The following is a 26649-nucleotide window of genomic DNA, read 5'->3' as shown; positions in this document are numbered from 1 at the left end:
TCGCCCATTCTGCTACGTCCTTGAGGAGGCTCTGTGCCGGAGATCGTCAACACCCAGCAGGCGCAAGCGTGGAACGGTCCGGAAGGCGCCCACTGGGCCCGTTACCAGGATCGCTGGAACGCCGTCAATGAAGGCTTCAACGAGCCTCTGCTGACCGCTGCCTCCGTAACCGATGACTGCCGCACCCTTGACCTCGGCTGCGGCGCCGGCCAGACCACCCGCCTCGCCGCCCTCCGAGCCCCCGAGGGCAGTGCGCTTGGCCTGGATCTGTCCGCACCGATGCTCGCGGAGGCACGCACCCGCGCCGCGGTCGAGGGAGTGGCCAATGTTTCCTTCCTCCAAGGCGACGCGCAGGTGCACCCCTTTGAGGAGGCCGCGTTCGACGCGGCCATCAGCCGCTATGGCGTGATGTTCTACGCGGACCCCGAGAAGGCGTTCGGCAACATCGGACGCGCCCTGCGCCCCGGAGGTCGTCTCGCGTTCATCTGCCCCTCCGCCCCCGAGCTCAACGGCTGGGTGACGGCCATGACATCCCTGGACGGCATCCTGCCCGTGGGCGACTTCGGCACACCGGGCGACGGGCCCGGCATGTTCTCCTTGTCCGCCCCGGATTGCGTCCGCGCCGTCCTCACGGCCGCCGGCTACGCCGACGTCACGGTTGACGAGGTGACGGCGTACGGCACCTGGGGCCAAGACGCCATGGACGCTGCGGGCTTCCTGCTGGCCACGGGCCCCGGCCGCCACCTCATGCAGCAGGCCGACCCGCCCACCCGTGCCCGCGCCGTTGAGGCGCTCACCGCCCACCTGGCCGCGCATGAGACATCCGACGGCACGGTTCGCCTCCTGAGCACCTCCTGGCTGGTCACGGCGGGACGTCCACAGGGCTAGATTCTGTCCTCCGACCATGATCGGAGTCAGATGGCTAGTGCAGCAGCGGTCACGGTGCCGAGGTAGACGTATCCGCGCTTGTCGTAGTGGGTAGCGACGGCCCGGAACTCTTTCAGCTTGCTGATCGCCCAGACGTTGTGCTTCTTGTGGCGCTCCTTGTCGCGGTTGCGTATGCCTTGTCGGCTGCGACTCTGCCCGGGGTGCGGCGGGGGCGCCCCCGACCCGTGCGCGGGGCGCGGATCTTGACCTGGATCACCGGTTCGAACTGCGTGTAATCCGGCGAGCCGAACCGGTTGTTGTCCAAAGGCAGTAGCGGCTTCAGCAGTGCCCACTCATCGTCCGTCAGCTCCCCTCCCGCTGGTCACGTCTGGAACGACGAATCACGTGATCGAAGGGGTGTGCTCCTGCGAAGCAGTGACGATCCAGACTGCCCCGGGGATGCGGACGCCGTCGGGCGTCTCGAACTCCGTGAGCGCGTCATGCACTTCGGCACGGATACGGGAGATGGTCACCGGCTCGACATCGCGCAGGTTGTAGCGGGTCGGGCCCATGGCGAAGAGGAAGCCGACGGCGTCGCCCGCGTCGGCGCCGAACGTCATGGGAGCCTCGGCGGAGACTACGTCGATGTCGGTGAACCCGGCGGCGGCAAGCACCTGGCGGATGCGCGCCGGGTCGAGAAGCGACCCCATACCCCTGGCGGCAGGGGATGCCTCGCGCAGGAACGGTGAGAGCGCGGAGGTCGCACGGGCATAGGCACTGTCCGGGCCCCCGGGCTGCGGGCCAAGGAACGCGAGTCGGCCCGTCGGCGCGAGCGCGTGCCTGAGATGAGTGAAGGCCGCGATGTGGTCGGCGAAGAACATGACGCCGCCGCGGCTGATGAGGACGTCGAACCCGCGGTCGGGAAACGGATGCACCTGGGCGTCGCCCTGCTCGAAGGTGACGTTGTCGATGCCTTCCGCGGCGGCGTCACGTCGGGCGCGTTCCAGCATGGGCGCGGACAGGTCGATTCCGACAACGTCTCCGTCGTACGCCTGCCGCGCGGCGACGCGCGTCGTCTGGCCGGTGCCGCAGCCGACGTCGAGGACCCGGTCGCCGGCCGCGATGCCCGCGGCGGCGAACAGAGGTGCGTTGAACGCGCCCATCATCGCGTCGTAGCGCTCGGAGTGTTCGGCCCAGTGGATGCCCTCCCAGTCGTTCCATGCCTCTGCCTGCTGACGGTTGGCGATGGCGTGCATGACTCACCCTCCAGTCACTAGAGTCAACCTCTAGAGTTCCACTCTAGATATAGACTCCAGTCATGACTGAGGTCAAGGGAAAGCGGGGCGACAAGGCCCGGGAGACACGGCGGCGGATCATCGACGCGGCCGCCGGCCTCTTCGTCGAGCAGGGCTACGGGGCGACCAAGCTGCAGGAGATCGCCGACCGGGCGGGCGTGGCGGTGCAGACGATCTACTTCGTCTTCCGGAACAAGCCCTCGCTGCTCAAGGAACTGGTCGATGTCGCGATCGCGGGAGACGACGACCCCGTGCCCACGATGGACCGGCCGTGGTTCGCGGAGGTCACGACCGCGCCCACCGCAGAGTCCGCCCTGGCTGCACTGGTCGCCGGCACCCGCAGGACACTCGAACGTGTCGCGGCCATCGACGAGATGGTCCGCGCCGCGACAGCGACCAACCCTGAGATCCGGGAGCTGTGGCCAGACCGGACCAACCCGCGGTACACGGTCATCTCGACAGCAGCGAAGGCCCTGACAGAGAAGCCCGGCGCCCGCCCCGCCCTCTCCGCAGGAGAGGCGGCGGACATCATCTACGCATTGCTCAGTCCGGAGCTCTTCCTGGTCCTGACCCGCGACCGCGAGTGGCCGCCGGACCAGTGGGAGCGCTGGGCGTACGACATCCTCTGCTCTCAGCTGACGGTCAGTAGGCAGAACCTAGCCCCCTGACCGCAATCGGGGAGACAGAACCTAGACCGTCCTTCCGGACCTTGCTTGACCCGAGCCAAGCGCACCTCGACTTCGCAGGCTGCGGCCAGGGCGGCTGAGCGCATGCGTCTGCGGGAACTTCGCAGCAGGACGGCAGGACCGGGCGAGCGCCGCAGGTTCGACGAGCGCGTGGAGGAAGGGGTTCGCTCGTCGTACCGTGCGCCTCCAGGGCAACGCCCGGTCCTTGCCGTTCGGACGTGGCTCCCGTGCCGCCGGGGCCGCGTCGCGAGGATCATCTTCGTGCAGTGCCGAATCCCTGGCCAAGCGCCGCAGGTTGCGTAAAGACGCGATGGCGCAATGACGCCACAACCATGGTCGAGGCGATGCCTGGGCATCGTGAGCACCTTCCAGAAGTGGTCAGGGCTCGACAACGTCCGCGATCACGGTTGCGCCGTGCTTCGGGCGCTACCCGCGCTCCGTGCGAGCCCGCAGGAGTCTGCCCGCCCTCACGAGGTCCTCCGGTGTGTCGACCGCGATCCCTTCGTCCACGACGCTGAGCATCCGCACACCATGGCCATGTTCCACGAAGCGCAGCATCTCCACGCCTTCGGCGCGCTCCAGCGGCCCTTGGGGCAGATGTCGGAACGTCCGGAGGGCTGTTCTCGTGAAGCCGTACAGACCGAGCTGCCGTAGGTACCTCGGCCGCTCCCCGCGCGGGTAAGGGATCGGCTGCCGGGAGAACATCAGGGCGTTGCCCTCGGCATCGACGACGACCTTGACGGCGTTGTGGTCCAGGACGGCACCGACGTCATCCAGCTCCGTGTAGGAGTTCACTGCGAGCGCTTCAGGCGGCAGGTGCTCCAACGCTTCGGAGACGGCGTCGATCGCGGCGGGTGAGATGAACGGCTCGTCGCCCTGGACGTTGATGTACCCGTCGGCGGGCAGGCGCTCCGCGCACTCCGCGACCCGGTCGGTGCCCGTGGGGTGTTCGCCGGTGCGCAGGCACTCGATGCCCAGTTCGTAGCATACATCCTCGATGCGTTCGTCATCGGTGGCGACGACCACGCCGTCGAGGCGCTTCGCCTCCAGGCAGCGCTGGTGGACGTGCCACAGCAGCGGCTTGTCCCCGAGCTGTGCCAGGGGCTTCCCGGGAAGCCGGGAGGCTCCCCAGCGGCAGGGGATGACGGCTATGTGGCGAGGGCGTGTGATGTTCGCTGGTGCGGCTGTGGTGGCGGCCACGGAGTGCTCCCGTCTGTGAGTGTCAGAAACGAACGGGCGGGGGAGGAGGGCCAACTTGGTGCCAGCGGTGGGCGAGGCGAAGTCCGTCCTGATGGTTATGCCGCGCGACCGTACGCGGTGGACTCGGCGGCCAGTGCTTGCATCTGGGCCCGCATGCCGTTGTGGAGGTCGACATGGGGCCGCCAGCCCAGGACCTCGTGGGCGCGGCCGGGGTTGGCGCGGGTGGTGAGGACGTCACCGCTGCGCGGGTTCTCCTGGTGAACCTGGATCTCGCGCCCAGACAAGCTGTTCGCGATGTTGATCACTTCGAGCAGGGAGGCGCTCGAACCACCTCCCACGTTGATCACCCCGTTGGCCGTCGGAATGGTGCCCGCGGCGATGGTGGCAGCCACCGCGTCGGCGATGTACGTGGAGTCCCGGCGCTGGTGACCGTCCCCGTACAGGCGCAGCGGTTGGCCGGTGAGGGCGGCCGTGAGGGCGCGGTGCGTGAACATGTCGGGGCGCTGCCGGGGGCCGTAGACGGTGAAGTACCGCAGGGCGACGACGCTGGTGGGGCAGTGGGCCTGGGTGGAGTGCGCGAGGCAGAGCTGCTCCTCGGCGAGTTTCGTGACCGCGTACGGGGATGCCGGCTGGGGCCGGTCGGTCTCGACGCTCGCACCGCCGTCGGTGGGGCCGTAGACGCTGGAGGAGGAGGCCACCACGAGCCGGGGAACGCCCATCCGGGTGGCGGCCTCCATGACGCGGTGGGTCGCGAGGACGTTGGAGGCGACGTACTCGCTGAACCTCGGCCCCCAGGAGGGGCGTACACCGGGGACGCCCGCCAGGTGGAAGACGGCGTTCGCGTCGACGAGAAGCGGCTCGATCGCGCAGTCGAGCAGGTCGGCGGTGACATGCATGTATCCCGGGAGCCCCTGCAGGACGGCGAGGTTGGCCGCGGCGGCGTGGTCGGTGGCCGGGTCGCGCCGGTCGACGCCGACGACGACGGCGCCGGCCTGGACGAGGGCGTGCACGAGATGGGAGCCGATGAAGCCGGCGGCGCCGGTCACCACGGCCCGGCGGGGGACGGGGGTGGTCAGGTGTGATGGGTGCTGTGACACGGAAATCTCCAGGAATCCGGGGAGGGTGGTGGCTCAGGTGAGGCGGGTCAGAACGGTGCGGCCGTGGGCGCTGAGGGCGAGGTCGTCCTGTTCGTGTCCGCGTACGAGGGCTGTGACGGCCTCGATCGCGCCGAAGGACTCCAGCAGCCGCTGTTCGGTGTCGTTTAGAGGCCGTCCGTATCCGGCGAAGAACGCCGTCCGGAGGTTGGGGGCGGCCTGCCAGCGGCGGAACTCGAGCCGGGCGAAGTCACGGATGCGGGCGTCGCGGCGCATGTGCTCGAAGTCGCACAGCCCGAAGACCTCCCCGAGGAGCCAGTTCCGCGGCTGGTAGTCGAGGTGGCATACCGCGCTGTCCATGAGGGTGTACGCCAGGACGTCCGCCATGTGGCTCAGGCGGGCACGCTCGACCGTGGAGATGAGGGCGGCCCGGTCCGCGCGGGTGATCCAGTCGCGCAGCCGCTGGGCGAGTTCCGTGCCGACGGCGCCAGTGCGCGGTACCGAGGTGGCGTGGTGCAGCTTGCCCAGGACGCGCCCGGCCTCGTAGTGAGCCTGCTCCTCCTCGGGCGACCCTGGTGCGACCGAATCCGCCCGTACACCGGGAACAGCGGTGAGCAGCAGGGTGCACGTGGTGTCCTGTCGGCCCACCACACGGGGGACGTGGCCGATCAGGTGTGCTCCCCAGGCGAGATAGGCGTGCAGCTCCCGGGTGTAACGGCTGCGTTCGCCGTGCTGCTTGGCGAAGAATTCATCGCCCTCGGCGTCGACCAGACGCAGCACGCGGGGCGGGAGAGTCGGATCGTGCACGATCCGAACCGCTCCGAGCGCGCCTCGGGCCAGGTTCAGACGCGGATCGTCGAACATAGTGATCACGAGGCAGCCTCCTGCGCTAAGGCGGCCAGGTGCTCGGTGTCGTTGTGCCGGTCCAGCATCCACCGTCTCTGTCCGAGCCGATTGAGGTGGTGCTGCCAGCGGGTGATCGACCCGTGGGAGACCGTGAATCCGGCCGCAGAGCCGCGCGGGATCCCCAGGAGCAGGGTGTGCGCCACGATCACGGTCTCGCCGTGCGCGGCGAAGAGGACGCGTTCACCTTCGTGCTGCTCGATGAGTTCCCGCAGGAAGCCGCCGGCCCGTTCCACGTAGCTGTTCCAGGTGTCGGACCCAGCAGCCCAGGGCTTGTCGGGGTGGGCATGGGGCCCGCCATCGGCGGCGGTCTTCACCTCGGCCCAGGGCTGGCCGTCGGCGGCGCCGTGGACGGGACCGTCGAGACGGTCGTCCGTGTACATCGGGAGCCGGAGGGCCTGGCTGATGATCTCGCCGGTCTGGCGCAAGCGGATGCGCGGGCCGGCGTACAGCGCGTCGAAACGCTTGTCGCGGTGCTCGGCGGTGAGGCGGAGTGCGACTTGCTCGACCTGCGCGTATCCGCGGTTGGTCAGCCCGGTGCAGGTGCGCGGGCCGCCGACCAGGCCGTCGACATTGCACTGGGCCTGGCCGTGGCGGACGAAGACGAGCTCTGTGGTGATCATGCGGAACCTCGGGGGCGTGGTCGGGGTACCCAGGTGTCGAGATAGCCGTTGCGCCCGATGTACGGAGCGGTCAGGACGGCGTGCAGGGCGAGGAAGTCATCAAGCCGCCGGCGATCTGTCGTGCCGAGCCCGGCGTGGTGCCGCTCGGCGGCCTCGTTGTAGGCGAGAAGGGCGGCGTCGATGGCTGGGGCCGGCAGAGGCCCGTACGTCAGGGCCAGCGTCGCGATCAGCTTCGCCAGGTCGTAACCCATGGGCGCGAGCGTGAGGTCGTCGGTGTCGACTGTGTAGATGTCGCCGGCCTCGGTGATGATGAAGTTTCGGGGGTTGCTGTCCTTGTAGAAGGCAGTCCGTCCCTCGGCGGTCTTCTCCAGCAGCCCGAGCATGGCGTGGAGGGCGGACCGGTTCGGCAGGTAGCCCTGCTCCAACCTTCTTCGCAGAGCGGTGTCCCGGGGACCGATGTAGTCGCCGAACGCGGTGCCGTCCTGGAAACGGTGCGGCGTGTTCAGGGAGGACGGCCGAAGGTCGCTGCCCCACGCGGCGCCGTGGGCGTCGCCCAGCATCCGGGCCAGGGGCAGCAGGTCCTCGGCTTGGGCCGGCCGTCCGTCGATCCACTCGTACGTGAGACTTCTCGGCCCGACCACGGTCAGCGCCGGCAGCCGCAGCGGCCGGGCGTGCTCGGTGAGCCAGGCGTGATGGCGGGCTGCCGAGGCAACCTGGCCAGGGGCCTCGTAGCGCTTGGTGAAGTGCCGGAGCCTCATCGCCGTCCTCCGCGGGGCTGGGCCACGACGAAGGTGACGAGTGACCTGGTGGTGAGGAGCCGGTCCGGCAGCAACTCGTGCAGGGCCGCCGCGAGCGCGTCCGCGTTGCCGTACAGGCCGGGGGCGAGGTCGTACTTCGGGTTGGTGGCCAGATACTCGGCGACGTGGTCGTGGCCGTCGAAGGTGAACGTGTGCTCCTCGTGCTCCACGGCGAGCACGTCGAGAGACGCGGCGGCCAGATCGGTGAGGTTGCCGCTGTGCGCCGAGACGTACAGGCTCTCGTGCTGTTCGGCTCGCGGGTCGAGGCCGGCGGCCGCGACCAGCCGGTCCATCTCCCGGTAGCTGTCGAGCGCCTTCGTGACGAGCACGGCCAGACCGCCAGGAGCGAGCGCCCGGTCGATCTCCGCGACCACCGTCTGGGGATGCGGTGAGTGGTACAGGCAGAACGCGGCGACGATGACGTCGCACGACCCGGCGGACACGGGGAGGTGATGGAAGTCGCCGTGATGGAAGCTCACCGGGAGGTCGGCCAGCCGTCGGGCGCGCTGGCGCGCCTGCTCGATCAAGGCCGGCGCGGCGTCGAGGCCGACGACGCGCCGGGGCCGGAGTTCCTGGGCGAGGGTCAGGCTGCTCGTACCGCGACCACACCCGAGGTCCAGGACCAGGCCGAGACGATCCGGCCGCTCGTGGTGGGCGCGCACCAGCCCGACGATCGAGTCCGGTACGGGACGCCCGGAGGTCTTCGCCCGCATCAGCGCGTCGGACCGGCCGGCCAGCCGAGAGGCGTGGCCGTACAGCTCTACCTGCCGCGCGGGGTCCAGGAAGGGATTGGTGCCGCTCATGCCGCACCCTCCCGTCGGGGGCGCGGAGTGCTCAGCGGTTCTCGGCGGCGACCTTTCGCAGCCAGCGGTGCGTCTGCCTCCGGTCGGACAGCAGCACCACGTCGGCACGGCCCGAGGCGAATTCCTCGATCTTCGCCATGACCCGCGGGCGCATCCTGCGGCGGTACGTCGCCACGTACTTGATCACGCCCCAGTGGATGCGGTTGTGCACCCCGTTGCCCTTGTGCCCGGCCCCGTGCCGGATCTGCCGGGAGACGATCCCGTACAGCGCGGCCACGGTCGAGACGTCCATCAGGACCACCGTGTCGCAGGCTTCGAGCCGGATCTGCAGCGTCGAGTTGTAGTTCCCGTCGATCACCCACTTCGGCTGCGCGACCAGCTCCCGCTGCAGGGCGGCGAACTTCTCCATGGGCAGCTCGTTCCACGCGTCGTCGTAGAACGCGGCGTCCAGGTGCGTGACCGGGGCGTCGAGAATCCTGCCCAGCTCGCGTGCCAGGTACGACTTGCCGCTGCCTCCGCAGCCGACGATGGCGACCTTCTTCATGATGCTCCAGCGTAGAGGTGCTCGGGTGCTCGGCCGGACCGGCTGTACGTGCACGTTCGGATGATCCAGACGCGGTGGCCTGGCTGCTCAGCCGCATCAGGCCGCTCCCCGCTCCACCGCGACGGTGTCGGCGGCCGCGTCCAGGAGGGCTTCCAGCGCGTCGACCTGCCGGCTCAGGCGGAACAGGTCCAGGCGGTCCAGGCAGGCCGCGATCAGATCCGCGTGCTGCTGGGTGCCGGCGATCCGCTGGAGGTGCGTCAGCCGTTCGATCACCTCGCCGCCGGAGCTGACGACCAGCTCCTTGGGCACGAAGCGGTCGACGTGCAGGATGTCAGCGGGGGCGAGGGGCAGGCAGCCGGCGAGCACGGCCTCGAAGATCCGCTGCGTCATCTGTCCGACGGCGGCGTACCGATCCGGCAGCATCAGGACGGTCGCCAGGGACCTGCCGTACACGGAGTGCACCACCTCGAAAGGAAGCCTGCCGAGGAATCGGACGTTCGGCCAGCGGCCGGTCTTCGTCCACTTGCCCCCGACGAGGTGATCGAAGTGGGCGGCGGCCGGCGCGAAGAAGCGGTCGAAGTGCTCGTCGCGGTCGTACTGGTTGCCGAGGTACGCGAGGACGAGGTCCCGGGGCTTCTTGGCGAGCACGATCGGGTCCGCCTCGGTGAGGAGACGGTCGTCGACCGGGAAGAGCAGTCGATGGGCGCCGGGCGTCGGTTCGAGAGCGGCCTCGCACACGGTGGTCTGGCGGACGCGCCGCCACACGCTGTCCGGCCGGAGCCGGCGGTCCTTGTCCCAGATCACGGTCGGTGTCTTCCTGCGCACGGTGTACCGGGTGACCAGTTCGGCCTGGCGGTGCAGGTCGCAGGTGTGACCCTCGCTGCCGCACGGGGTGGTGTTGCGCCCGTCGATCGCCCAGCGCCACTCCAGGAACAGGACGTCGATGTCCGGGCCGCCGCTGTCGAAGGTGTAGGCGTTGCCCAGGTCGTCGCCGGCCTCCGCCACGTCCCGGTTGGCCTGCAGGAAGACGATGTCGTGGCCGCGGCCCAGGAGGGCGTCGATCAGGGGGCGGCGGTGGCTGCGGCCCCCGTCCGGGGTGTCGGTGATCCCGTTGCCGAGGAAGCCCCAGAAGCTGTATCCGATCTTCACTTGGTGATCCACCGGCCTTCCAGCAGCAGGGCGTCCAGTCCGGAGCTGGCCAGGCAGTCCAGCGCCATCTCCGGTGTCCCGCAGATCGGCTTGCCCTTGATGTTGAGCGAGGTGTTGATCAGCACCGGCACCCCAGTGCGGCGGGCGAAGGCGCTCAGCACGTCGTGCATGAACGGGTTCTGCGACCGGGTGACGGTCTGGAGGCGGGAGGTGCCGTTGGCGTGCACGATGGCCGGCACGCGTTCGCGCGCCTTGTCGGTCACGCCGGACGCCATCGACATGTACGGCGCCTCCTGGCCGAGGGTGAAGAACTCCGCAGCGCGTTCGGCCAGGACCATGGGAGCGAACGGGCGGAACGGCTCACGGAACTTCACAGTGGCGTTCAACCGCTCGACGACCCCGGGCTCCAGGGGAGAGGCGAGGATGGAGCGGTTCCCCAGGGCGCGGGGGCCGGCTTCGACCCGGCCCTGGAAGAGCCCGACGATCAGACTGTGGGCGAGCTGGTCGGCGAGGAACTCGGCGGTCTCGATGCCCAGCGTCTTCTGGTGGAGCTCTGGCCAGGGCGTGAGATCGAGGGCCTGGTCCTGGTATGACGGGCCGAGGTAACAGGCCCCAGCGACGCCGGACACGGACCGTCGGCTGCGGCTGCCGGTGTGCACGGCGATGGCGGCCCCGATCGCGGTGCCGGCGTCGCCGGGGGCGGGCGGGACGAAGACCTCGTCGAAGATGCCGGCCTCGATGATCCGGCCGATGCTCACGCAGTTCGTGGCGACTCCACCGCCGACACACAGACGGCGGGATCCGGTGATCAACCGCGCCCGGCGGGCCAAGTGCAGCATCACCTCCTCGGTGCGCTCCTGGAGCGCCGCGGCCAGATCCCGGTGGACGTCCTGGAGCGGCTCGCTCGGGTGACGCTCAGGGCACGTCTCCGCGATGAAACGACGGGAGGTCCGCGGGTAGCCCGAGGTCAGCACGCGTGGCGGGAAGTAGGCGGGGTCAATCACGAACCCGGTGGGTGTGGTGCGCACAGCCTGGGCGAAGAGGGGTCGGAACCGCTCCGGGTCGCCGAGGGGGGCGAGCGCCATCACGGTGCCTTCCTCGTCACCACGACGCCACCCGAGGTGCTCGGTGACCGCGCCGTACACATAGCCCAGGGAGGCGGGGTCGTTGATCGCCTCCAGGGTGTGGGTGGTGGGGTGGAGCGCGTCGTGCCCTCGGGCGATGGTCGTGGTCTGCCGCTCGCCGAGGCTGTCGACGACGAGCACGGCAGACTCGTTCCACCCGGAGGCGGCGAAGGCCGCCAGCTGGTGGGCGCGGTGGTGCAGGACGGGGGAGACGCGGGCGGAGGGGAACCGCCGCCCCAGGACGCGGGTGCGCAGCTGGGTTCGCAGCGCCACCTTGGCGAAGCCGCGAGCCCTCGGCAGCGCCCGGTCACGCGTCGTCGGCGAGAGCGCCAGGCGCAGGGCCGCCGGCGACTCGGCAAGGTAGCGGCCGGGCTCGAAGTTGTACGCGACGGCGTCGACGTCGGCGGCGATGAGCCCCGCCTCGCCCAGCAGCCAATCGACGGCGTGGCAGGGGTAGTCCTTGGTGTGCTTCTGCTGCGAGAGCCGCTCCTCCTCGACGAAGCCGATCAACTCCCCGTCCACCAGCAGCGCGGCCGAGGAGTCATGCGTGTAGGAGCACAGGCCGAGGATGACCGAAGGCGAGCGGTCCATGGCGGCCATCACAGCGTCTCCGCCGTAGAGCGCACGGTGGACATGCGGGCACGGTGGTTCAACTTGTCGTACCAGGCGCTCAGTGCCTCGCCGAGCGGCCCGTCGATCTTGTCGGCCAACCGCACTGCGTCGTCACGCCGGTCGTCCTTCCACAGGTGATAGCTGCGCAGTGTCTCGGCCATCGTGTCCCAGCCCGGGTGGCCGGTGACCTCCCGCGACTCGACCTGGGCGAGGAGGTCGTCGAAGCCCTGCCAGGGCGTGGCGAGGTCCGGCATGACCGCGCTCGCGGTGACCGAGGCCAGCTCCGCGGCCTGGTCGAGGTGGTTCTCGTAGATGTGCAGCGATCCCACGTGATGGTGGAACTCGCCCAACTCGGCGCCGAGCCAGCCCGCGACCAACTCGTGCAGCGTGGTGTAGGAGAACAGGTCGTACGGCATGCCGATCCACACGTCCTGACCACGCATCGTCGTCGACATGTGCAGGCGGCCGGCACGCAGGTAGAAGCGGAAGCCCAGCGTGCACGGCACGTCCTTGTGCCCGGCGGTGTCCTGGGCCGGGTCATAGAGCTGGATCAGAGCTCGGCGGGAGTCGGGGTCCTCCTTGAGGATCTCGACGACGCGGGCCAGCTGGTCCACGTTCCCGGCCCACTTCCGCATCCGCGGTCCGTACGCGCCGCGCAGGACGCCGTCGTCGGCGTACTGCCGCAGGCGCGTGTTGTAGTCGAAGATCCACGGGGCGTCCGAGCCAGAGAGGATCCAGACGGTTTCCGCCACCGCGAACGCGGGGTTGATGAGGCGCGTCGGCGGTGCGTACAGCAGGCGGGCCTGCGGCTGGGTCAGCCGCATGTGGACGTCGAGGACCTCACGGGTCGCCATGCCGCGAGGGCTGGTCCTCTCGCCGCTCTTGGCCAGGGCGACAGCGCCCACGAAGAGTTCGGCGACGCTGTCGGCGGTCAGGTGTGTCATCGGGCAGGTACTCCTTCGCCCTGCGACAGTCCGGAATCGGTGCCGCGGGGATCGTGGTGGATGGGGTGGGAGTGCGCGACATGGCCGTCGGCGCCGCACGTGATGAGGCGTGCGACCTGGGCGGCGCTGTCGCCGCGCCACCGGCACACCGCGTCCAGGGCGTCCCGGTCGGCAGGCGGGCGAGTGCCCCGCAGTGCGACGAGGGCGGCGGCGACGTCGTCGGCAGTGCTGCCCCGCCGTGCGAGGCCGTGGTCGGACAGTCCGAGCGTGTGGTCGCCGGGGGAGCCGAGTTCGAGCACCGGAACGCCCACCAGCGCGGCTTCGATGCCGCACGTCGAGTAGGCGCTCGCCAGGGCGTCGGCACCGGCGAGGCAGCCGCGGGCGCCGACCCGGGGATCGGCCACGGCCACGAGCGGCCGGCCGTCCCGTTCGAGCAGGGAGGTGAAGATGTCGACGCTCTGTGCCGGGTGGGGCGCGATGACGAGGCCCCAGTCGCCGCCGGCCTTCCACAGTCCGTCCAGGAGAAGGTCGGCCTGGGCCTTGAGCCGATCAGGTCCGAAAGGCTGGCAGGCCCACACCGCGATACGGGCAGGGCCTCGCCGGCGGCTGGCCGCCAGCAGATCCTCCAAGTAGCGCCGCTGGGCCTCGCGATCGAGGCGGGCGAGCGCGTCGAAGCGGGGCTGGCCCAGCACGTGGACCTCGGCGTCCGGGTGCCGTGCCCAGGCCTGGGCGAGAGCGGCGTCACGCTTACCCATGACGACAATGTCCCGGCTGTGCAGCGCCGGCCATGCCATCGACTCCGCGGTCCAGGCGCCGTGCTGTACATGGACCGTGTTCACGCCACGGCGGTCGGCCAGGTGGACGGCGAGCGCGCCGATGGGGCTGGTGTCGTTGCTGACGAGCAGTGTGTGTGGACGAGATGCCGCCAGCACACCGCTCAGCCAGGTCTCCAGACGGACCGTGGAACGCCACGACGGCTGGGTGCATCCCCCGCTCGTCTCCAGCAGAACGGCCAGGAGCCGGACCAGACGCGAGAGCCGGACGGTGTGCTCCCCCACCCGGACGACGTGCTCGTCGTCCCGCAGCTGCAGGCACTCCACGGCTCCTGACAGGCCGAAGAGACCAGGGGGAGGCGTAACCAGTCTGATGCCCTTGTCGGCTGCGGTGTCGCAGCGCTCTGCCGGATCCGTGGCGAGATCGACGAGGAGACTCGTCCGTCTACAACGCGCCAGGTCTTCGAGCACCGGAAGCAGGGTGGCGGCATGGCGGGACGACCACGAGAGGGCGACGACACCGGTGTACGGAAGCTCCGACGGCGGAGGGCTCGGCACCGTGCTGTTGACACGAGCCGACTGCAGGTTCCGCAGCTGCGCCGTACGGAACGGGTTGTACGAGGCAGCTGCCCCGAGCAGATATGCGATGCCCGACCACGTGACGGTGTAGGCGCGGTACTCCCGGGAACTGCTTTCCCGCAGCCCGACGAGCCCCTCGTGCGGAGCGAGCTTCAGCGGGCCGGGCGCCTTCGTGAACGGCTCCCAGGCACTGAGCGCCATCAGCTTGCGTGCGACGTGAGCCACCAGGCGGCGGACCGGCACGTGCTGGACGTACAGCCACTCGGCCCTGGAAGGCGTCGTCGCGAGAGTGCCGCCGTACATCTGGAGAGCGTTCATGACGTGGTCGACGAGCACTTCAAGCTCTTGAGGATCCGGAGGAAGGGCCTCCAGCTCTCTCGTGGCGATGCGGTCGGATGCCAGAGTCGCCAGCGTGCTTTCACTGACCAGCGCCCACTGGGGCGGCCCGGCCAGGTCGGTTCGGGCCAGGCCGAGCGGGCTGCGATGGGAGGTCACAGGAGGTCCCCTTCGATGAAGGGGCCCGGTGCGAGGAGCCGCAGCAGGTCCTTCGGAGAGTCAGCGACCACAGCGGAGGGGGCGGTCGGGCGGCCGTATCCCCAGCCCGCGTGGATGTACGGGACTCCGGCACGGCGGGCCGCCTCCTCGTCGACCGGCATGTCGCCCACGTACACGGCCTCGGCGGGGTCGACGCCCAAGTCGATCAACGCGAGGAGCACCGGGTCCGGCGCGGGCTTGCCGCGGCCACCACCGTTCGGCGTGCGCACCGTGGAGAACGGGCATCCGAGGCCGGTCAAGAGGGGGCCCGCCCGGTCGAGGGGCTTGGACGTGACGATGCCGAGGCGCCAGCCGGCGGCGGCAAAGCCGTGAAGGACTTCCGTGACTCCGTCGAACTCGCGAGCGAGGTGGGACGCGGTGATCGATGCATCGTCGTACGTACGGTGGAGCGGCTCGGGCTCGCTGAATCCGAGGCGCTCCATGATGTCGGCGAACGGCCGGCCGAGGTGGCGCTCGTACTCCTCGAACGGCACGTCGAGACCGTGCTCTTGCAGGACCTGCTGCCACGCGCGCTCCATGACCGGGCGGGTGTCGAGGAGGACGCCGTCCAGGTCGAGGAGCAGCACCTTCAGGGGCGAGAGCGAGGGTCTGGGCAGAGTGAGCATGGGGTTCTCCAGTGGAGTGGATCAGGGGGTGTCGGAGCTCTCGGAACGCCTCACGAAGGCGACCACCCGCTTGCCGGTGCTGTCCTGCTTGGGGCAGGCGGTCCAGGCGTCGGCCAGGGCGGAAACGAGGAGCAGGCCACGTCCGCCGGTCGAGTAGGGGGAGGCGATCCGCGGAACAGGGGTCTCCGGGGAGTTGTCCTCCACTTCGATCCCCACGACGCCGGCTTGGAGGGCGAGGGTCAGCGTGATCTCGTCCCGGTGCCGGTCGTGCTCGGTCTGCCTTACGCGGTTGTGCCGCACGGCGGGTTGACCGTGGCGCTCGGCGTTCGTCGCGAGTTCGCTGACGATGAGCACGACATGGTCCAGGAGGTCTTCCACGCCCCACGCCGTCAGAGTCTCGCGGGTGAACGAGCGTGCCGTGCGTGGAGCCTTGTCGTCGGCGGTGAGCGTCAGGCTCTTCTGGTGTTGCGGGGCGTCGAGGATGTTGGCCAGCCCGTCGATGCGGCGGCTGTCCAGCAGCAGCAGCAGTTCCCGGTTGAGGCTCATGAGGTGGCGCTCCCCGAGGCCGGTGCCGAGGCGGAATCACGAGTCGGGGCCAGCCGGACCCCTCGTACGAGCAGAATCTCCGCGCCGGCCGCGTTGAGCCGCTGTCGGCGCTCAGCCGCTATGGCCCTGGGGCCCAAGTGGGACGGGGCAGGAAAGACGACGCCGTACGGGCGAGTGGCCTGGACGGCGTCGAGCATGCCGACGAACGCGCACGATGTCGCCGCGCGCCGCTCCATGTACATACCGCCCAGGGTCAGTTCGTGGCGGCGGCAGTAGTCGGTGACGGCCTCGACGAGAGCCCGCTGCCGGCTCTCGGACACCCCGACGAGCCGCAGGAATCCGAACACGAGCGGGCCCATGACGTTCCGCTGTTCCGTAAGGGGCTCCATGGTCGTGACCACCCATCGGATCGGGGAAGGGGGACACTCTGAGCCTGGTCGCCGCCTTGCGATCGCGGAATCCACGTCTGTCCCACTTCTGTCCCACAACCGCTCCCCGGCACGGACGCCACATGCTTCGATGAGCATCGGAAGGGAGTGGCACGTGGCGACCGTTCACGAATGGACCGGCCTGGAGGCGCTTGCCCTGCGCAAGGCACTTCGGCTGAGCGTGCGTCGCTACTCCGAGCACCTCGGCATCGCGGTCAACACCATCAGCAACTGGGAGAAGTACCGGGACAAGCGGCGGCCCAACACCGAGAGCCAGGCCATCCTCGACACCGCGTTGGCCCGGGCCGATGCCGCGACCCACGTGCGTTTCGAGACGGAGCTCGCCAAGCTCACCGCAGGAGAGGGGACAGGACCGGCCGGCGGTACGTCGCGCGTCACCATCCCCCGGCCCCGGGCCTGGGAGTACGAGTCCTGGACGGACGACCTCGAACGCGCGGTCGTCGCACTGTCCCATCAGAACTTCGCCTTCGCGGACGACCTGCTTCGGCGGTGGTCATCCACCTACCGGCCATCGGACTTGGACGAACGCGGCACGTACCTCCTCGCCCGTTCGATCGCCCTGCAGGGCGATCTCAAGCGGGACCAGGGGGCGGTCGTCGGACCGCTCTCCGCCCAGCGGAGCTACACCCAGGCCCGCTCGCTCTACACCGAGTTGGCCATCCCGCGTCGTGTGGCGCAGCTCGACCTCTCCCTGGCGGTCGTCACCGAGATGTCCGGCGCCCTGGAGACTGCGGCTCGACAGTACGAAGACCTCGCGATCGACGAGCGGTTATCCCCACGAGACCGCGCCCGTGCGCGCCTGTGGGTCGGCACCGCCCTCAGCAAGGACGGCAACAATGACTACGCGGTCCGGGTGATGGAAGAAGCCATCCGCGAGTTCGAGAGCCTGGCCGAGCAGGACGACTGGTCCGTCGCACAGCAGAAGCTCGCCCTCGCCCACCGTGGATCCGGCAACCTCGACGCGGCCCTTCGCCTCATCGACGTGGCCCGCAGCACAGGCATCACCGAGGCGCCGATGCAGCGGGTACGGCTGGACACCGCGTACGGGCACATCCTCCTGTCCGACCGCGCGACCCTGGATGATGGGTTACGCGTCCTCGACGACGCTGCCAAGCGGGCAGCCCAGTACGGCCTGACCCACCAACTCCGCAGCATCACGGACATCCGGAGGACGGCCGATGGGCCAGCCAGCCCTTCACCACGTTGACCAGGGAGACGAGCGAGTGACCGACAACCAGCCGGCCATCAACGACGAGCAGATCCGCAACGCCAAGCTGGTCTGGGACTACCACCAAATGGGTCACGACCTGCGTCCCGTCGACGTCGCGATCGGCCTCGGAAGCCACGACCTCGGCGTCGCGGCCTTCTCCGCCGAGCTGTACCGGACCGGGCTGTTCCCCACCTTGGTGTTCACCGGCGGCAACAGCCCCACCACCGCTAAGGTCTTCCCCCGTGGCGAGGCGGTCCATTTCCGCGAGCACGCCCTCACGCTCGGCGTACCGGACAGCGCGATCCTGGTCGAGCCGAACGCCGGCAACACGGGCCAGAACGTCGAACTGTCCCGAGAGCTACTCGCCTCCGCCGGCATCACCCCGAAGTCGGTGCTCCTCGTCTCCAAGCCCTACATGGAGCGCCGCTCCTTCGCCACCGCCCGCAAGCTGTGGCCCGAGGTCGAAGTGCTGTGCGCCTCCGAACCGATGGAGTTCGACGACTACCTGAAGAGCATCGGCGACGAGAAGCTCGTCATCGACATGCTCGTCGGCGACCTCCAGCGCATCATCGAATATCCGAAGCAGGGCTTCGCGATCGAGCAGGACGTCCCGGAGAATGTGCGTACCGCGTACGAAGACCTCATCCGTGCCGGCTTCACCAGCAGGCTCATCGGCAGGTGAAGCAGCCCCGGGGGGATTGGTGGCGATCCACCAGCCCAACCTCTTCCCCCGGCTGAGCACCCTCGCGAAGATCTTCGCGGCGGACTGCTGGATCGTCCTCGACGACGTCCAGTTCGCCCGCCGCGACTTCCAGCACCGCGCCCGGCTTGGCAGCATGTCCAGCCCGGCCCGGCATCAGTGGCTCTCGATCCCCACCCACCTGCCCCACGGCCGCTCGACCCTGATCAAGGACGCGGTATTGGCAGATCCGGAACGTTCGCGCCGACGTGTCGCGTACCTGCTGCCTCACTACTACAGGGACAGCGCTGATTGGTGGTTGCTGCGTCGTGAACTGGGCTCCGTACTGAGGCAGTTTGAGCAGACCGTCCGCACAGCCGACGTTGCCGAGGAGTCCACGCGTATCCTCCTCCGTCTGCTCGGGTGGAAGGGACGGATCGTGCGTAGCAGCACGCTTCCGGCTCGGCAGGAGCGCTCGCAGCGCCTCGCCGACCTTGCCTCCGTAACCGGTGCGACCGGTTACTTGTGCGGTACTGGAGGCATGCGCTACCTGGATGCCACGCCGTTCGCGGTACACGGATTGGCCGTTGTGCCCTTCCGTACGCCGTCGGCCGGCATCTGGGAAGACGCCCGCGATGTGAGCGCTGTGGTTCCGCTCATGGCCCATGGGATCGCTGCGGTCGCCGAACACGTACGCGCCATAGCAACGAGGCACCAGGCGCTCACCGGCTCCGTGTAGAGGCTGCGGGCTCGCCTCTTGGAGCAGCAGTGGGGGCAGCGCCACCCTGCTGTCCATCCGTAAACGGCACCCCTCGGGCGCCGTACCGAATCCGCGCTGCGTCCGGATCGCTCACGGCAGACAGGGAAACCCCTATCAGGACTGGAACTCCTCCAAGGTACATGTCAACCTACAACACCCGTGATCAGGCGGGGCGCCCGTGACCGATCCCGCCCCATGCCGCACGGCTCCATTCAGGGAGGGCATCTGTCCAAGCCCCCGCTCCGATCTCTCCTTCACGCTCTGCATTCTTCACCCTCGACGAGATGAACACAGATTCAGCGAGAGGCAGGGCCTGCGCCGGGGAGGTCCTGGCCACGACCCTCTGCCTGCGCCGCCAACGGCCTCTCCGCCGAGAGCAGGGTAAGCCGACCTGCGCCGCGGTCGTCGCGTTCCTGACCTTGGTGACTGCTCACCCGAAGGCCAGACTCTGCTTCGCGCCCGCGACGGCATGGGGATCCCTGCAGCCTGGCGTCCCGGATGACGAACCTCCGCCTGCTGGCGGATATATACCGCACGATCCCCGGTTTTCGAAACCGGGGATCGTGCGGATCATCTGTGCTGTGTTCCGGCAACTTGATGGTGGACTGGAGCGCGCCCATACTTACCGCAGGATTCGAGCTCTGGCGACGAATCCGTTGTATTCGAAAGGATATCGACAGTTGGCACAGGGAGGAAGCTATCGGCTTTTGACGCCTGCTGAAGTAGCTGACTGGTTGAAAGTCAGCGAGCAGACGATTAAGAACAAATATCGAGCTTGGGGGCTGCGGCCTCAGAAGGTCGGTCGTCTGCTCAGATTTCGTGAGCGCGACGTGGTCGACTACCTGGAAAGGAAGTATGGATAACTTGCTTGGACCCTCTCTGTCTGTGATGGATCGGGTGGCTCGATAGATTGGCCCGGGTATTTCAGAAGTGCAAGGAAGATGCAAAGAGTGGCAACTATCCGTGCTCCACTATCCGGTGCGGGCATCCTTGGACTGTGCGTTACCGGGAGCCCGGCGGACGTGGTGGACGGCAACGGGAGAAGTCGTTCGAGAGAAAAGGGGGCGCCGACTCCTTTGCTGCCAAGGTTGAGAGGGAGAAGGACCTCGGCACCTATGTCGCTCCTACCGGCCTCCTGGTCCCCCTTGTGACTGTGTACCGGGAGTTCATCGACTCCGGGAGCCGAGTGAATGGGACGCGTTATCAATATGAGACGAGCCTTCGTCTTCACGTGGAGCCATATTTCGGGTCAATGGCCGTCGGTGCCGTCAAGCCGAAGCATCTCAATGCATGGCTGAAATGGATGGTGGAAGAACGTGGTTATGAAGAGAGCACGGCGATCAACCGTTATGAGACGCTAGCGGGCGTTTTCAGCTTCGCCGTGGCCAACGAGTACATAACCAGGAATCCGTGCCAGCATGTCCGCACGGGGCGGCAACGGGTGAAGCGCAGGGTGAAGAAGACGATCCGTCTGCCAACACTGGCGGAGATCGAGGCGATCGAGCGGCACCTCCCCGGCCCCAATAAGTTGCTCGTGTGGCTCATGGCTGGGTGCGGACTGCGCATCGGTGAGGCGTGCGCAGTGACGCTGCAGCAGTTTGACTTCGATAGTGGCACGCTCTACGTCGACCGCCAGGTCACCCAGGACGGCGAGAACGAGGAACCCAAGACGGCAGTACAGAAGGCCATCACTAAGGGGAGAGGACGCGCCCACTGCGTCCGCCACCTCAAGTGGCGTGACCTGGACGAGGGCCGAGCGGTTCCTGTGCCACCCACCATTGCTGCGAAGGTGCAGGAGCACGTCCGGCTCTACGGCACCTTTCGCGTGGAGGAGGGGCCCAATCGCCTAGAGGGGGACTACCTCTTCTCGAACGTCGGGAGGACCAACATTCTCATGTATTCCCTCGTCGACCGTCAGTGGCGGAACGCCAAGAGGGCGGCGGGCATCACGCGGAGGATCACGACGCACTGGCTTCGCCACTTCTTCGCTTCCGCCGGCCTGTCGAAGGGGGTGCCGGTCACGGACATGGCTGAGTGGCTGGGGCATCGCGACCCTAGGATCACGCATCAGACCTATGCGCATGTGATGCCCGACGCTCCGGAACGGCTGAGGTCACTGATGGATGCCGTTTTCACGATGCAGACCGAGCTCAACTTGCCCACCGAGTTCGAGGCAGTGGTCGAGGCGGCCTGACAGAATTGCCGCACGCCAGATGCTCTCACCCCGACGACTTTGTGAGGGCTCAGGCGTTCGGCGTGGTGTCGCCCAGGTCCGCGGGAGGCAGCGGTTGCGATCACGGCCTGCGGGCCGTCGGCACCGGCCGACGGCCCGCGGTGGCGCACCACTCGGCGTACCGCCGCATGTCCCGCCGCGCGCCCGCTCCGTCGCTAGCCGGTGCCGCAGTGCGTCGGGACAGCGGCACCGGCCAGGCGAACTCAGTCAGAGGAGGGCGTTGAGGCGTGTGAAGAGGGCCTCAAACCGGTCCCGGGTCTCGTTGTCGACGTGGTCAAGCAGCGTGCCGGGCGAGCGCATCAGATGGCTGGCAGGCTGGTAGTGGTCGAACCGGCCACCGTGGGCCGCTTCCACCTGCCTGATGATTCGACCGCCTCCCTTGAGCTGTGCCTTGGTGAACCGCCCGACATTCGCGGCGGACAGGAGCTTGAGGTACCAGCTCGGGGTGAAGAGGTCCTCGATGTCAGCTTCGCTCGTGCTGGTGAACTCGGTCAGGTAAATCAGACGGCCCTTGTCGAGCAGCCCCCGCGAGACGAGCTGTGCGATGCGCTGGTTGCCGCCGCCCGCGACATCCATCAGCACCGCGATGCTCAGGTCGCTGCTGCCGAGCAGGGACACGAAGGACGGAACCTTGTCGAGCCCGCCGACTGGCGTGATGGTCCAGTTGGGGTCGAGGGGCGTGCCGCCAGCTTCACGTACAACCTGACTCATCACGGTCAGGTACACCACGTCGGACGGACCTTCGACCAGCAGCTGGTTCGGCCCGATCACCAGTGTCTGAGTCATGTCGACGCCGATGGCTCCCAGCAGCGGGAAGACGGTGTCGGCACGGGCTCGCCACAGCTCCTGGCTGACCTGGGTCCCGTCGTTGTCGACATCTTCGACCGTGCGGCACCGGTCCAGTTTCGAGGGCTGGATCATGAACAGGGAATGGGTGCTGTAGATGACCTGGTGCTGTGGGACCAGGCGCTCCTCGATGTAGCGCAGAAGGTCGTTCTGAGCCTTGGCGTGGAGGTTCAGGCCGGGCTCGTCCAGGAGGATGATCCGTCGCCGTGTGACATCGCTGTACTCCGAGAACGCGGCCAGGAAGGAGAAGAACCAGATGAAGCCCTTCGACCGGCCTTCCATCCCGAGGGTGACCCGGTGCCGCTGGTTCTTGATCCGGATGTGGAGCCACGGCTCGGTGCGATGCGGTTCGTGCGGCGTGGGGGCCTGCTTGAACTCGATGTCCAGCTCTACCGAGAGATCCGGATTCTGAGTCCAATACTCGAAGAGTTGGTCGGTCAGTTCGTTGGCTGCGGCCTCCAGGGCGGCTTTACGGCTCTCGTAGTTGTCCCTTGTAAACTCCTCGGACTCCACCCCGGCAAGCTTCAGGAGGGACAGGGCCGTGCGCTCCTCCGGCTCCAATTCGTCCTCTTCGACTGTCTGCAGTCGTGCGATCGAGACGCTACCGGGTAGCACGTTGTACTCGTCGAAGTACTGAAACCGTGGCAGCCGCAAGTGCAGGATCTTCCTGATCTCCGCGTTCAGGTCACGCTCGGCAAGGTCGTCTGCGAGCTGAACCGCAGCTTCGGCGTTCTCATCGGCGCGGAGCGCCTCGATGAGTGTGTCGATGTCCTTGGCCTTGGCAAACCGGGTGACGTCCAGCCCGGCTTTGGCGACCAGGTGCTGTGCGGCGGCCAGCGTGTCGGTGGCGAGGTCGTGGTACCAACGGGTGTCGACGTCGTACTGGCGGTACACCGTGATCCTCTTCGCGGTGAAGGCCTTGGGGCCGAACTGCTTGGTGACGGCGTCGATGTCGCCCTGCTCCAGCTCGAACGTCGCGGTGACCGGGCGAGCCTGCGCGATCCGGTTCCTGTCACGGGCGCGGTGACGCCGCGGATAGTCCCGAAGCTCCTCGAACGTCGTGGGATGCCCGCTGGGCAGCGGGTTTACACGGTAGAGGGCCTCGAGAGCGGCAGTCTTGCCGGACTCGTTCTTGCCCACGAAGGCGGTGATGTCGCCTTCGAGGGAGAACTGAGTGGAGTCGTTGATGCTCTTGTACTTGGTTATGTGAGCGGACTGCAGGCGCATCGAGCTTCTCCTGTGCTGACCATGCCGCCGACCACGGCGTCGACGAACGGGACCACGCTACGCCGCAGGTGTGACAACCGGCCGGAAAGTATCCCTGAAATGGGCAAGATGATCATCTTGCCGCCTGCCCGGCGCCGGAACGACCCCAACGCCCAGCGGCGCTTTGCCTATGCGGCTGTTGCTGATGTCCGACACACGTGTGCCGACCCGTGCCAAGTGGCTGCCCGAGGCGCATCTCGCCGGTGTCGACGAGGCCGATGCCGCCGTCATGCTGGGCACTGGATGGACCACCTTGGACCGGCTGGAGCCCCGATCCCGTCGGCTGGTCAGGGTGTACGGCAACACCGAAGACTTGAGGAGCGCGCTCGCTGCGGCGGGGCGTCAGCCGGTGCTCGGGCCCTTATTGGCGATGGCGGTCTGAACTCGCTGCCGGCGTCCCGGAGCGGCTTCGCTTGGCCTTTGCTGAGAGAACGTCAGTGGGCGGGCCGAAGTGTGGACGCGGTAGAGCACGCTACTGTGAGTGACCATCCTTGGTGCCCATCAGGAGGCCCGCAGTCTACGCAAGCGAGCCCATCCTCCCCCCCCCCAACCAGCACGAGATTTCCCGGTGCTGGTTCGGTGCTGACTTCTGAGGGTCAATGACGGGAAAACAGCAGGTCGTAGCTTTGGTCGGATGAGTTGTCGTACCACTCGATGGTGGTGCCGATGAGACTCGCGGCGACGATGCGCTTGAGGTTCGATTCGGCGGGTGGAGCCGCTGCGGGGGAGGCCATGTGCACCACTTCCAGGGGATGTGCGGGGACGTTTGCGTGTTGCACACCGTAGGAAGACGCAGGTCAGCGGCGTATGTGGTGGGACACCATAGTTCAAGGCCCGCGAGTGCTGCCCGCCGCCATGGGGTCCCGCGTCGACCGCACGCAACGGCCTCGAGCGACCGGCAGCGCCGTCGTCCGGATCGGAGAGACGGAGACCCCCTTTGTGTCCTTCTGCCGGGAGTTGCCGTGCGCGGGTGTGCGCCCGGAGGACGACGCCGGGTCCTGGGGGCCGGAAAACCGTTCGTGCGTGCCGGTCCCGATCGGCAAAATGGTTTGAGCCTGGGCGGCGTCACCGACAGGATCGGGTGACACCGATGAGTTCTTCCCGCCGCCGTGGTCTGTCAGTGTGTCGCGCCCCCACGGAGGACACTCACTTGACGGAAGGCACCATGCTCGCACCGCACGCAACACCCACCCTCCCGCCCGCCCGCGTCACCGCCGTGCTGCGGATTCTCGTGCTGTCCACGTTCGTCGTCCTCCTCAACGAGACGATCATGGTCAACGCGATCCCGCGGCTCATGCGCGAGTTCGAGGTCACCGCGGCGGCCGCCGGGTGGCTGTCCACGGCCTTCATGCTCACCATGGCCGTCGTCATCCCGGTGACGGGGTGGTTCCTCCAGCGCGTGACGACTCGGACCGCCTTCGGCCTGGCCATGGCACTGTTCCTCACCGGCACGGCGCTGGCCGCGGCCGCGCCCGCCTTCTCCGTGCTGCTGGCCGCCCGCGTCATCCAGGCGAGCGGCACCGCCGTCATGATGCCGCTGCTCATGACGACACTGATGACCCTCGTTCCCCCGCACGACCGCGGCCGGGTCATGGGCAACATCACCCTCGTCATCTCCGTCGCACCCGCCCTGGGCCCGGCGGTCTCCGGTGTGCTGCTGCAGCTCGGGACGTGGCGGCTGTTGTTCCTGGCCGTGCTGCCCATCGCCGGAGCCATGGCCATATTCGGCCTGCGCCAACTGGTCAACATCGGCGAGCCGCAGGCCGGCCGGATCGACTGGCTGTCCGTCATCCTGGCGGCAGCGGGGTTCGGCGCCCTGGTCTACGGCCTGAGCGGGCTCGGTGCCGGGAACGCCGACCAGGCCACCCTGCCGCCGTCGGCCACGACCGTGGTCGGTGCCGTGCTGGTGGGCCTGTTCGTCTGGCGACAGTTGTCGCTGCAGCGATCGTCCACTCCGCTGCTGGACCTGCGCAGCCTCACGTTCCGTCACTTCTCCGTGGCGCTCGCCCTGATGTGCCTGTCGTTCATGGCCCTGATGGGCGCGTTCATCCTGCTGCCGATCTACCTGCAGGACGTGTGCGGCCTCACCTCGCTGCAGACCGGGCTGCTGCTCATCCCCGGCGGCCTCACGATGGGCCTGCTCGGCCCGCAGGTCGGCAAGCTCTACGACCGGCTCGGCGCCCCCCGGCTGGTCGTGCCCGGAGCCGCACTGACAGCGGTGTGCCTCGCGCTGTTCGCCTTCGCGGGCGAAGAGACCTCCCCGTGGCTGGTGCTCGGCCTGCACGTGGCCCTGAGCGTCGGCATGGCGTTCGTCTTCACCCCGATCTTCACCTCCGGCCTGTCCGTACTGCCGCCTCACCTCTACGCGCACGGCTCCGCCATCCTGGGCTCGCTCCAGCAGGTCTCGGCCGCCGCCGGAACCGCCCTGGTCATCAGCGTCATGTCGGGGCGCGCCGCCACGGCGGCGGCCGAGGGTGCCGACGCCACCGGCGCCCTGGCCGTGGGCATCCGGTGGGGATTCGGCGTCGGCGCCGTGCTCGGCGGACTGACCGTGCTGGTCGCGCTGCTGGTCCGCACCCCGCCCGCGCCGCAGCGGCCCGCTGCGTCGGAGGCCCAGGACGAAGAAGGCACCACGACGAACAAGGCGGCGCATACGCCCACCTGACGCCCTGCGAGACCGCCCGGTGGTCGCTGCGACGAAGGAAGTGCGGGGGAGGGGTGCCGGCGGCTGATCGTTCGAGTACGCGTACTCGCACGAGTCAGGTACCCGCGCCCATCCGCCGCGCCTCCCCGCCCCCTAGCGTCCTCGTATGCCGAAAGAGACCGTGCTCAGCGCCGCCACCCTCGACTCGACCGGGTCCAGGGCCTCCTCCCGCGTCCCCGGCGCCCTGGGATGCGGCGGCGCCGCGCTCGTCGGCGCCCTCCTCCTGGTCGTGACGCTCGCATGGGGCTCGTGGAGGTCGACGGACTTCCCTCGCGTCGCGCCCGAGGAGATGGCCAACCGCGCCCTGCAGCGTTCCCAGCAGGCTTACGCCGTCATGGGGTTCACCCGCACCATAGAACCAGGAGTGGAGGACATCGGCGTCAGCACGCGGAACACCTTCGGCTCCAGCTACTGCTACGACGGGGGCCTGCTGGGGATCGAGAGCAAGACCGTCGACGGCGCCTACTCGATGCACCACACGTGGGCTCTGGACCACGTCCCGGCGAGCCAGGCGGTCCCCGCCCTGCGCCGGCTGCACCAGTTCCTCAGGGACGACGGCTGGAAGATCACGTCCTACCGCGAAGGCGGGCAGGGCAGGAACGGGGAGCTGTACGTCCAGCGGGACGACGGCACGGAGCGGATGTCCTTCACCTGGTACGCGGACCGGGAGTACGTCACGGGCGGCGCCAGCGGGCCCTGCGCCTACGACCCGGAGTGGAAGGACGGCGACGTCGGCCCTGCCGGCGACGACCAGAGGCCACCGGTCTTCGGGCCCGCACCACGGCGCTAGCGGGCCCCGCACG

General features: G+C 68.5%; 27 protein-coding genes. 10 read left to right on the top strand and 17 right to left on the bottom strand.

The window, feature by feature from the left end; translation table 11 throughout:
• Positions 1 to 33 precede the first annotated feature (33 nt).
• Positions 34 to 888 (top strand): class I SAM-dependent methyltransferase, encoded by an 855-nt coding sequence (locus ACZ4VW_RS08790; protein WP_467959982.1) that lies wholly within the window; start codon positions 34 to 36, stop codon positions 886 to 888.
• Positions 889 to 1268: 380 nt separating this feature from the next.
• On the opposite strand, the gene ACZ4VW_RS08785 is transcribed toward ACZ4VW_RS08790, so the two are convergent.
• Entirely contained in the window at positions 1269 to 2123 is an 855-nt protein-coding gene (locus ACZ4VW_RS08785; protein ID WP_467959980.1) for a class I SAM-dependent methyltransferase, read from the bottom strand.
• Between the two features lie 62 nt (positions 2124 to 2185).
• On the opposite strand from ACZ4VW_RS08785, the gene ACZ4VW_RS08780 reads away from it, so the two are divergent.
• Positions 2186 to 2830: a TetR/AcrR family transcriptional regulator gene (locus ACZ4VW_RS08780; protein WP_467959978.1), complete on the top strand. Its 645-nt coding sequence runs from the start codon at positions 2186 to 2188 to the stop codon at positions 2828 to 2830.
• 444 nt (positions 2831 to 3274) lie between these two features.
• Here the strand turns inward: ACZ4VW_RS08780 and ACZ4VW_RS08775 are convergent, their stop codons facing one another.
• The 14 genes from ACZ4VW_RS08775 to ACZ4VW_RS08710 form a co-directional block, all read right to left on the bottom strand.
• The gene (locus ACZ4VW_RS08775; protein WP_467959976.1) at positions 3275 to 4048 is read right to left on the bottom strand and encodes a 3-deoxy-manno-octulosonate cytidylyltransferase; all 774 of its coding nucleotides are present in this window, start codon (positions 4046 to 4048) and stop codon (positions 3275 to 3277) included.
• 95 nt (positions 4049 to 4143) lie between these two features.
• Positions 4144 to 5145: an NAD-dependent epimerase/dehydratase family protein gene (locus ACZ4VW_RS08770; protein WP_467959974.1), complete on the bottom strand. Its 1002-nt coding sequence runs from the start codon at positions 5143 to 5145 to the stop codon at positions 4144 to 4146.
• Between the two features lie 33 nt (positions 5146 to 5178).
• Positions 5179 to 6006 (bottom strand): phosphotransferase, encoded by an 828-nt coding sequence (locus ACZ4VW_RS08765; protein WP_467960793.1) that lies wholly within the window; start codon positions 6004 to 6006, stop codon positions 5179 to 5181.
• Between the two features lie 5 nt (positions 6007 to 6011).
• A complete protein-coding gene (locus ACZ4VW_RS08760; protein WP_467959972.1) occupies positions 6012 to 6668 on the bottom strand; it encodes a histidine phosphatase family protein in 657 nt (218 codons plus the stop codon).
• Complete coding sequence (locus tag ACZ4VW_RS08755; protein ID WP_467959970.1) at positions 6665 to 7426, bottom strand: phosphotransferase; 762 nt, start codon at positions 7424 to 7426, stop codon at positions 6665 to 6667. Before ACZ4VW_RS08755 ends, ACZ4VW_RS08760 begins: the two co-directional genes overlap by 4 nt.
• Entirely contained in the window at positions 7423 to 8268 is an 846-nt protein-coding gene (locus ACZ4VW_RS08750; RefSeq protein WP_467959968.1) for a class I SAM-dependent methyltransferase, read from the bottom strand. The genes ACZ4VW_RS08755 and ACZ4VW_RS08750 overlap by 4 nt, the downstream gene beginning before the upstream one ends.
• Positions 8269 to 8299: 31 nt before the next feature.
• Complete coding sequence (locus tag ACZ4VW_RS08745; protein ID WP_467959966.1) at positions 8300 to 8812, bottom strand: P-loop NTPase family protein; 513 nt, start codon at positions 8810 to 8812, stop codon at positions 8300 to 8302.
• A 96-nt stretch (positions 8813 to 8908) separates the two neighbouring features.
• Positions 8909 to 9961, bottom strand: coding sequence for a glycosyltransferase family protein (locus tag ACZ4VW_RS08740; protein ID WP_467959964.1), 1053 nt, complete (start codon positions 9959 to 9961; stop codon positions 8909 to 8911).
• Entirely contained in the window at positions 9958 to 11676 is a 1719-nt protein-coding gene (locus ACZ4VW_RS08735) for a carbamoyltransferase family protein (protein ID WP_467959962.1), read from the bottom strand. Before ACZ4VW_RS08735 ends, ACZ4VW_RS08740 begins: the two co-directional genes overlap by 4 nt.
• A gap of 8 nt (positions 11677 to 11684) precedes the next feature.
• Positions 11685 to 12641 carry a thymidylate synthase gene (locus tag ACZ4VW_RS08730; RefSeq protein ID WP_467959960.1) on the bottom strand — a complete coding sequence of 319 codons (957 nt, stop codon included), beginning with the start codon at positions 12639 to 12641 and terminating at the stop codon, positions 11685 to 11687.
• A complete protein-coding gene (locus tag ACZ4VW_RS08725; protein ID WP_467959958.1) occupies positions 12638 to 14488 on the bottom strand; it encodes a hypothetical protein in 1851 nt (616 codons plus the stop codon). The genes ACZ4VW_RS08730 and ACZ4VW_RS08725 overlap by 4 nt, the downstream gene beginning before the upstream one ends.
• Positions 14485 to 15153 carry an HAD family hydrolase gene (locus ACZ4VW_RS08720; RefSeq protein WP_467959956.1) on the bottom strand — a complete coding sequence of 223 codons (669 nt, stop codon included), beginning with the start codon at positions 15151 to 15153 and terminating at the stop codon, positions 14485 to 14487. Before ACZ4VW_RS08720 ends, ACZ4VW_RS08725 begins: the two co-directional genes overlap by 4 nt.
• Positions 15154 to 15174: 21 nt before the next feature.
• A complete protein-coding gene (locus tag ACZ4VW_RS08715; RefSeq protein ID WP_467959955.1) occupies positions 15175 to 15699 on the bottom strand; it encodes an ATP-binding protein in 525 nt (174 codons plus the stop codon).
• Entirely contained in the window at positions 15696 to 16088 is a 393-nt protein-coding gene (locus tag ACZ4VW_RS08710; RefSeq protein ID WP_467959953.1) for a hypothetical protein, read from the bottom strand. Before ACZ4VW_RS08710 ends, ACZ4VW_RS08715 begins: the two co-directional genes overlap by 4 nt.
• Before the next feature lie 154 nt (positions 16089 to 16242).
• On the opposite strand from ACZ4VW_RS08710, the gene ACZ4VW_RS08705 reads away from it, so the two are divergent.
• The 5 genes from ACZ4VW_RS08705 (at position 16243) to ACZ4VW_RS08685 (ending at position 20991) form a co-directional block, all read left to right on the top strand.
• Entirely contained in the window at positions 16243 to 17355 is a 1113-nt protein-coding gene (locus ACZ4VW_RS08705; RefSeq protein ID WP_467959952.1) for a helix-turn-helix domain-containing protein, read from the top strand.
• Positions 17356 to 17371: 16 nt separating this feature from the next.
• On the top strand, positions 17372 to 18040 hold the full coding sequence (locus tag ACZ4VW_RS08700; protein WP_345279495.1) for a YdcF family protein: 669 nt from the start codon (positions 17372 to 17374) through the stop codon (positions 18038 to 18040).
• 19 nt (positions 18041 to 18059) lie between these two features.
• Positions 18060 to 18776 (top strand): WbqC family protein, encoded by a 717-nt coding sequence (locus ACZ4VW_RS08695; protein WP_467959949.1) that lies wholly within the window; start codon positions 18060 to 18062, stop codon positions 18774 to 18776.
• 305 nt (positions 18777 to 19081) lie between these two features.
• On the top strand, positions 19082 to 19660 hold the full coding sequence (locus ACZ4VW_RS08690; RefSeq protein WP_467959947.1) for a helix-turn-helix domain-containing protein: 579 nt from the start codon (positions 19082 to 19084) through the stop codon (positions 19658 to 19660).
• 134 nt (positions 19661 to 19794) lie between these two features.
• The gene (locus tag ACZ4VW_RS08685) at positions 19795 to 20991 is read left to right on the top strand and encodes a tyrosine-type recombinase/integrase (RefSeq protein WP_467959945.1); all 1197 of its coding nucleotides are present in this window, start codon (positions 19795 to 19797) and stop codon (positions 20989 to 20991) included.
• 246 nt (positions 20992 to 21237) lie between these two features.
• Here the strand turns inward: ACZ4VW_RS08685 and ACZ4VW_RS08680 are convergent, their stop codons facing one another.
• Positions 21238 to 23103 (bottom strand): ATP-dependent nuclease, encoded by a 1866-nt coding sequence (locus ACZ4VW_RS08680; protein WP_467959943.1) that lies wholly within the window; start codon positions 23101 to 23103, stop codon positions 21238 to 21240.
• A 184-nt stretch (positions 23104 to 23287) separates the two neighbouring features.
• Between ACZ4VW_RS08680 and ACZ4VW_RS08675 the strand changes: the two genes are divergently transcribed.
• Positions 23288 to 23524 (top strand): hypothetical protein, encoded by a 237-nt coding sequence (locus ACZ4VW_RS08675; RefSeq protein ID WP_467959941.1) that lies wholly within the window; start codon positions 23288 to 23290, stop codon positions 23522 to 23524.
• Between the two features lie 214 nt (positions 23525 to 23738).
• Here ACZ4VW_RS08675 and ACZ4VW_RS08670 read toward each other — a convergent pair whose 3' ends face one another.
• Positions 23739 to 23876 carry a hypothetical protein gene (locus ACZ4VW_RS08670; protein ID WP_467960833.1) on the bottom strand — a complete coding sequence of 46 codons (138 nt, stop codon included), beginning with the start codon at positions 23874 to 23876 and terminating at the stop codon, positions 23739 to 23741.
• Between the two features lie 431 nt (positions 23877 to 24307).
• Between ACZ4VW_RS08670 and ACZ4VW_RS08665 the strand changes: the two genes are divergently transcribed.
• Complete coding sequence (locus ACZ4VW_RS08665) at positions 24308 to 25807, top strand: DHA2 family efflux MFS transporter permease subunit (protein ID WP_467959939.1); 1500 nt, start codon at positions 24308 to 24310, stop codon at positions 25805 to 25807.
• A gap of 145 nt (positions 25808 to 25952) precedes the next feature.
• A complete protein-coding gene (locus ACZ4VW_RS08660) occupies positions 25953 to 26636 on the top strand; it encodes a hypothetical protein (RefSeq protein ID WP_467959937.1) in 684 nt (227 codons plus the stop codon).
• Positions 26637 to 26649: the final 13 nt, after the last annotated feature.

Source organism: Streptomyces sp. NPDC029139, assembly GCF_055564335.1.
The sequence above is the reverse complement of the archived record's forward strand: the minus strand, read 5'-3'. Positions and strand labels throughout refer to the sequence as shown.

Bases quoted from the DNA above. Each gene is read 5' to 3' on its own strand.
- ACZ4VW_RS08785 (WP_467959980.1), bottom strand. From the start codon at position 2,123: ATGCACGCCATCGCCAACCGTCAGCAGGCAGAGGCATGGAACGACTGG.
- ACZ4VW_RS08750 (WP_467959968.1), bottom strand. From the start codon at position 8,268: ATGAGCGGCACCAATCCCTTCCTGGACCCCGCGCGGCAGGTAGAGCTG.
- ACZ4VW_RS08730 (WP_467959960.1), bottom strand. From the start codon at position 12,641: ATGACACACCTGACCGCCGACAGCGTCGCCGAACTCTTCGTGGGCGCT.
- ACZ4VW_RS08660 (WP_467959937.1), top strand. From the start codon at position 25,953: ATGCCGAAAGAGACCGTGCTCAGCGCCGCCACCCTCGACTCGACCGGG.
- ACZ4VW_RS08760 (WP_467959972.1), bottom strand. From the start codon at position 6,668: ATGATCACCACAGAGCTCGTCTTCGTCCGCCACGGCCAGGCCCAGTGC.
- ACZ4VW_RS08755 (WP_467959970.1), bottom strand. From the start codon at position 7,426: ATGAGGCTCCGGCACTTCACCAAGCGCTACGAGGCCCCTGGCCAGGTT.
- ACZ4VW_RS08690 (WP_467959947.1), top strand. From the start codon at position 19,082: ATGAACACAGATTCAGCGAGAGGCAGGGCCTGCGCCGGGGAGGTCCTG.
- ACZ4VW_RS08735 (WP_467959962.1), bottom strand. From the start codon at position 11,676: ATGGACCGCTCGCCTTCGGTCATCCTCGGCCTGTGCTCCTACACGCAT.
- ACZ4VW_RS08720 (WP_467959956.1), bottom strand. From the start codon at position 15,153: ATGCTCACTCTGCCCAGACCCTCGCTCTCGCCCCTGAAGGTGCTGCTC.
- ACZ4VW_RS08680 (WP_467959943.1), bottom strand. From the start codon at position 23,103: ATGCGCCTGCAGTCCGCTCACATAACCAAGTACAAGAGCATCAACGAC.
- ACZ4VW_RS08780 (WP_467959978.1), top strand. From the start codon at position 2,186: ATGACTGAGGTCAAGGGAAAGCGGGGCGACAAGGCCCGGGAGACACGG.
- ACZ4VW_RS08670 (WP_467960833.1), bottom strand. From the start codon at position 23,876: ATGGCCTCCCCCGCAGCGGCTCCACCCGCCGAATCGAACCTCAAGCGC.
- ACZ4VW_RS08665 (WP_467959939.1), top strand. From the start codon at position 24,308: ATGCTCGCACCGCACGCAACACCCACCCTCCCGCCCGCCCGCGTCACC.
- ACZ4VW_RS08745 (WP_467959966.1), bottom strand. From the start codon at position 8,812: ATGAAGAAGGTCGCCATCGTCGGCTGCGGAGGCAGCGGCAAGTCGTAC.
- ACZ4VW_RS08765 (WP_467960793.1), bottom strand. From the start codon at position 6,006: ATGTTCGACGATCCGCGTCTGAACCTGGCCCGAGGCGCGCTCGGAGCG.
- ACZ4VW_RS08675 (WP_467959941.1), top strand. From the start codon at position 23,288: ATGTCCGACACACGTGTGCCGACCCGTGCCAAGTGGCTGCCCGAGGCG.
- ACZ4VW_RS08710 (WP_467959953.1), bottom strand. From the start codon at position 16,088: ATGGAGCCCCTTACGGAACAGCGGAACGTCATGGGCCCGCTCGTGTTC.
- ACZ4VW_RS08715 (WP_467959955.1), bottom strand. From the start codon at position 15,699: ATGAGCCTCAACCGGGAACTGCTGCTGCTGCTGGACAGCCGCCGCATC.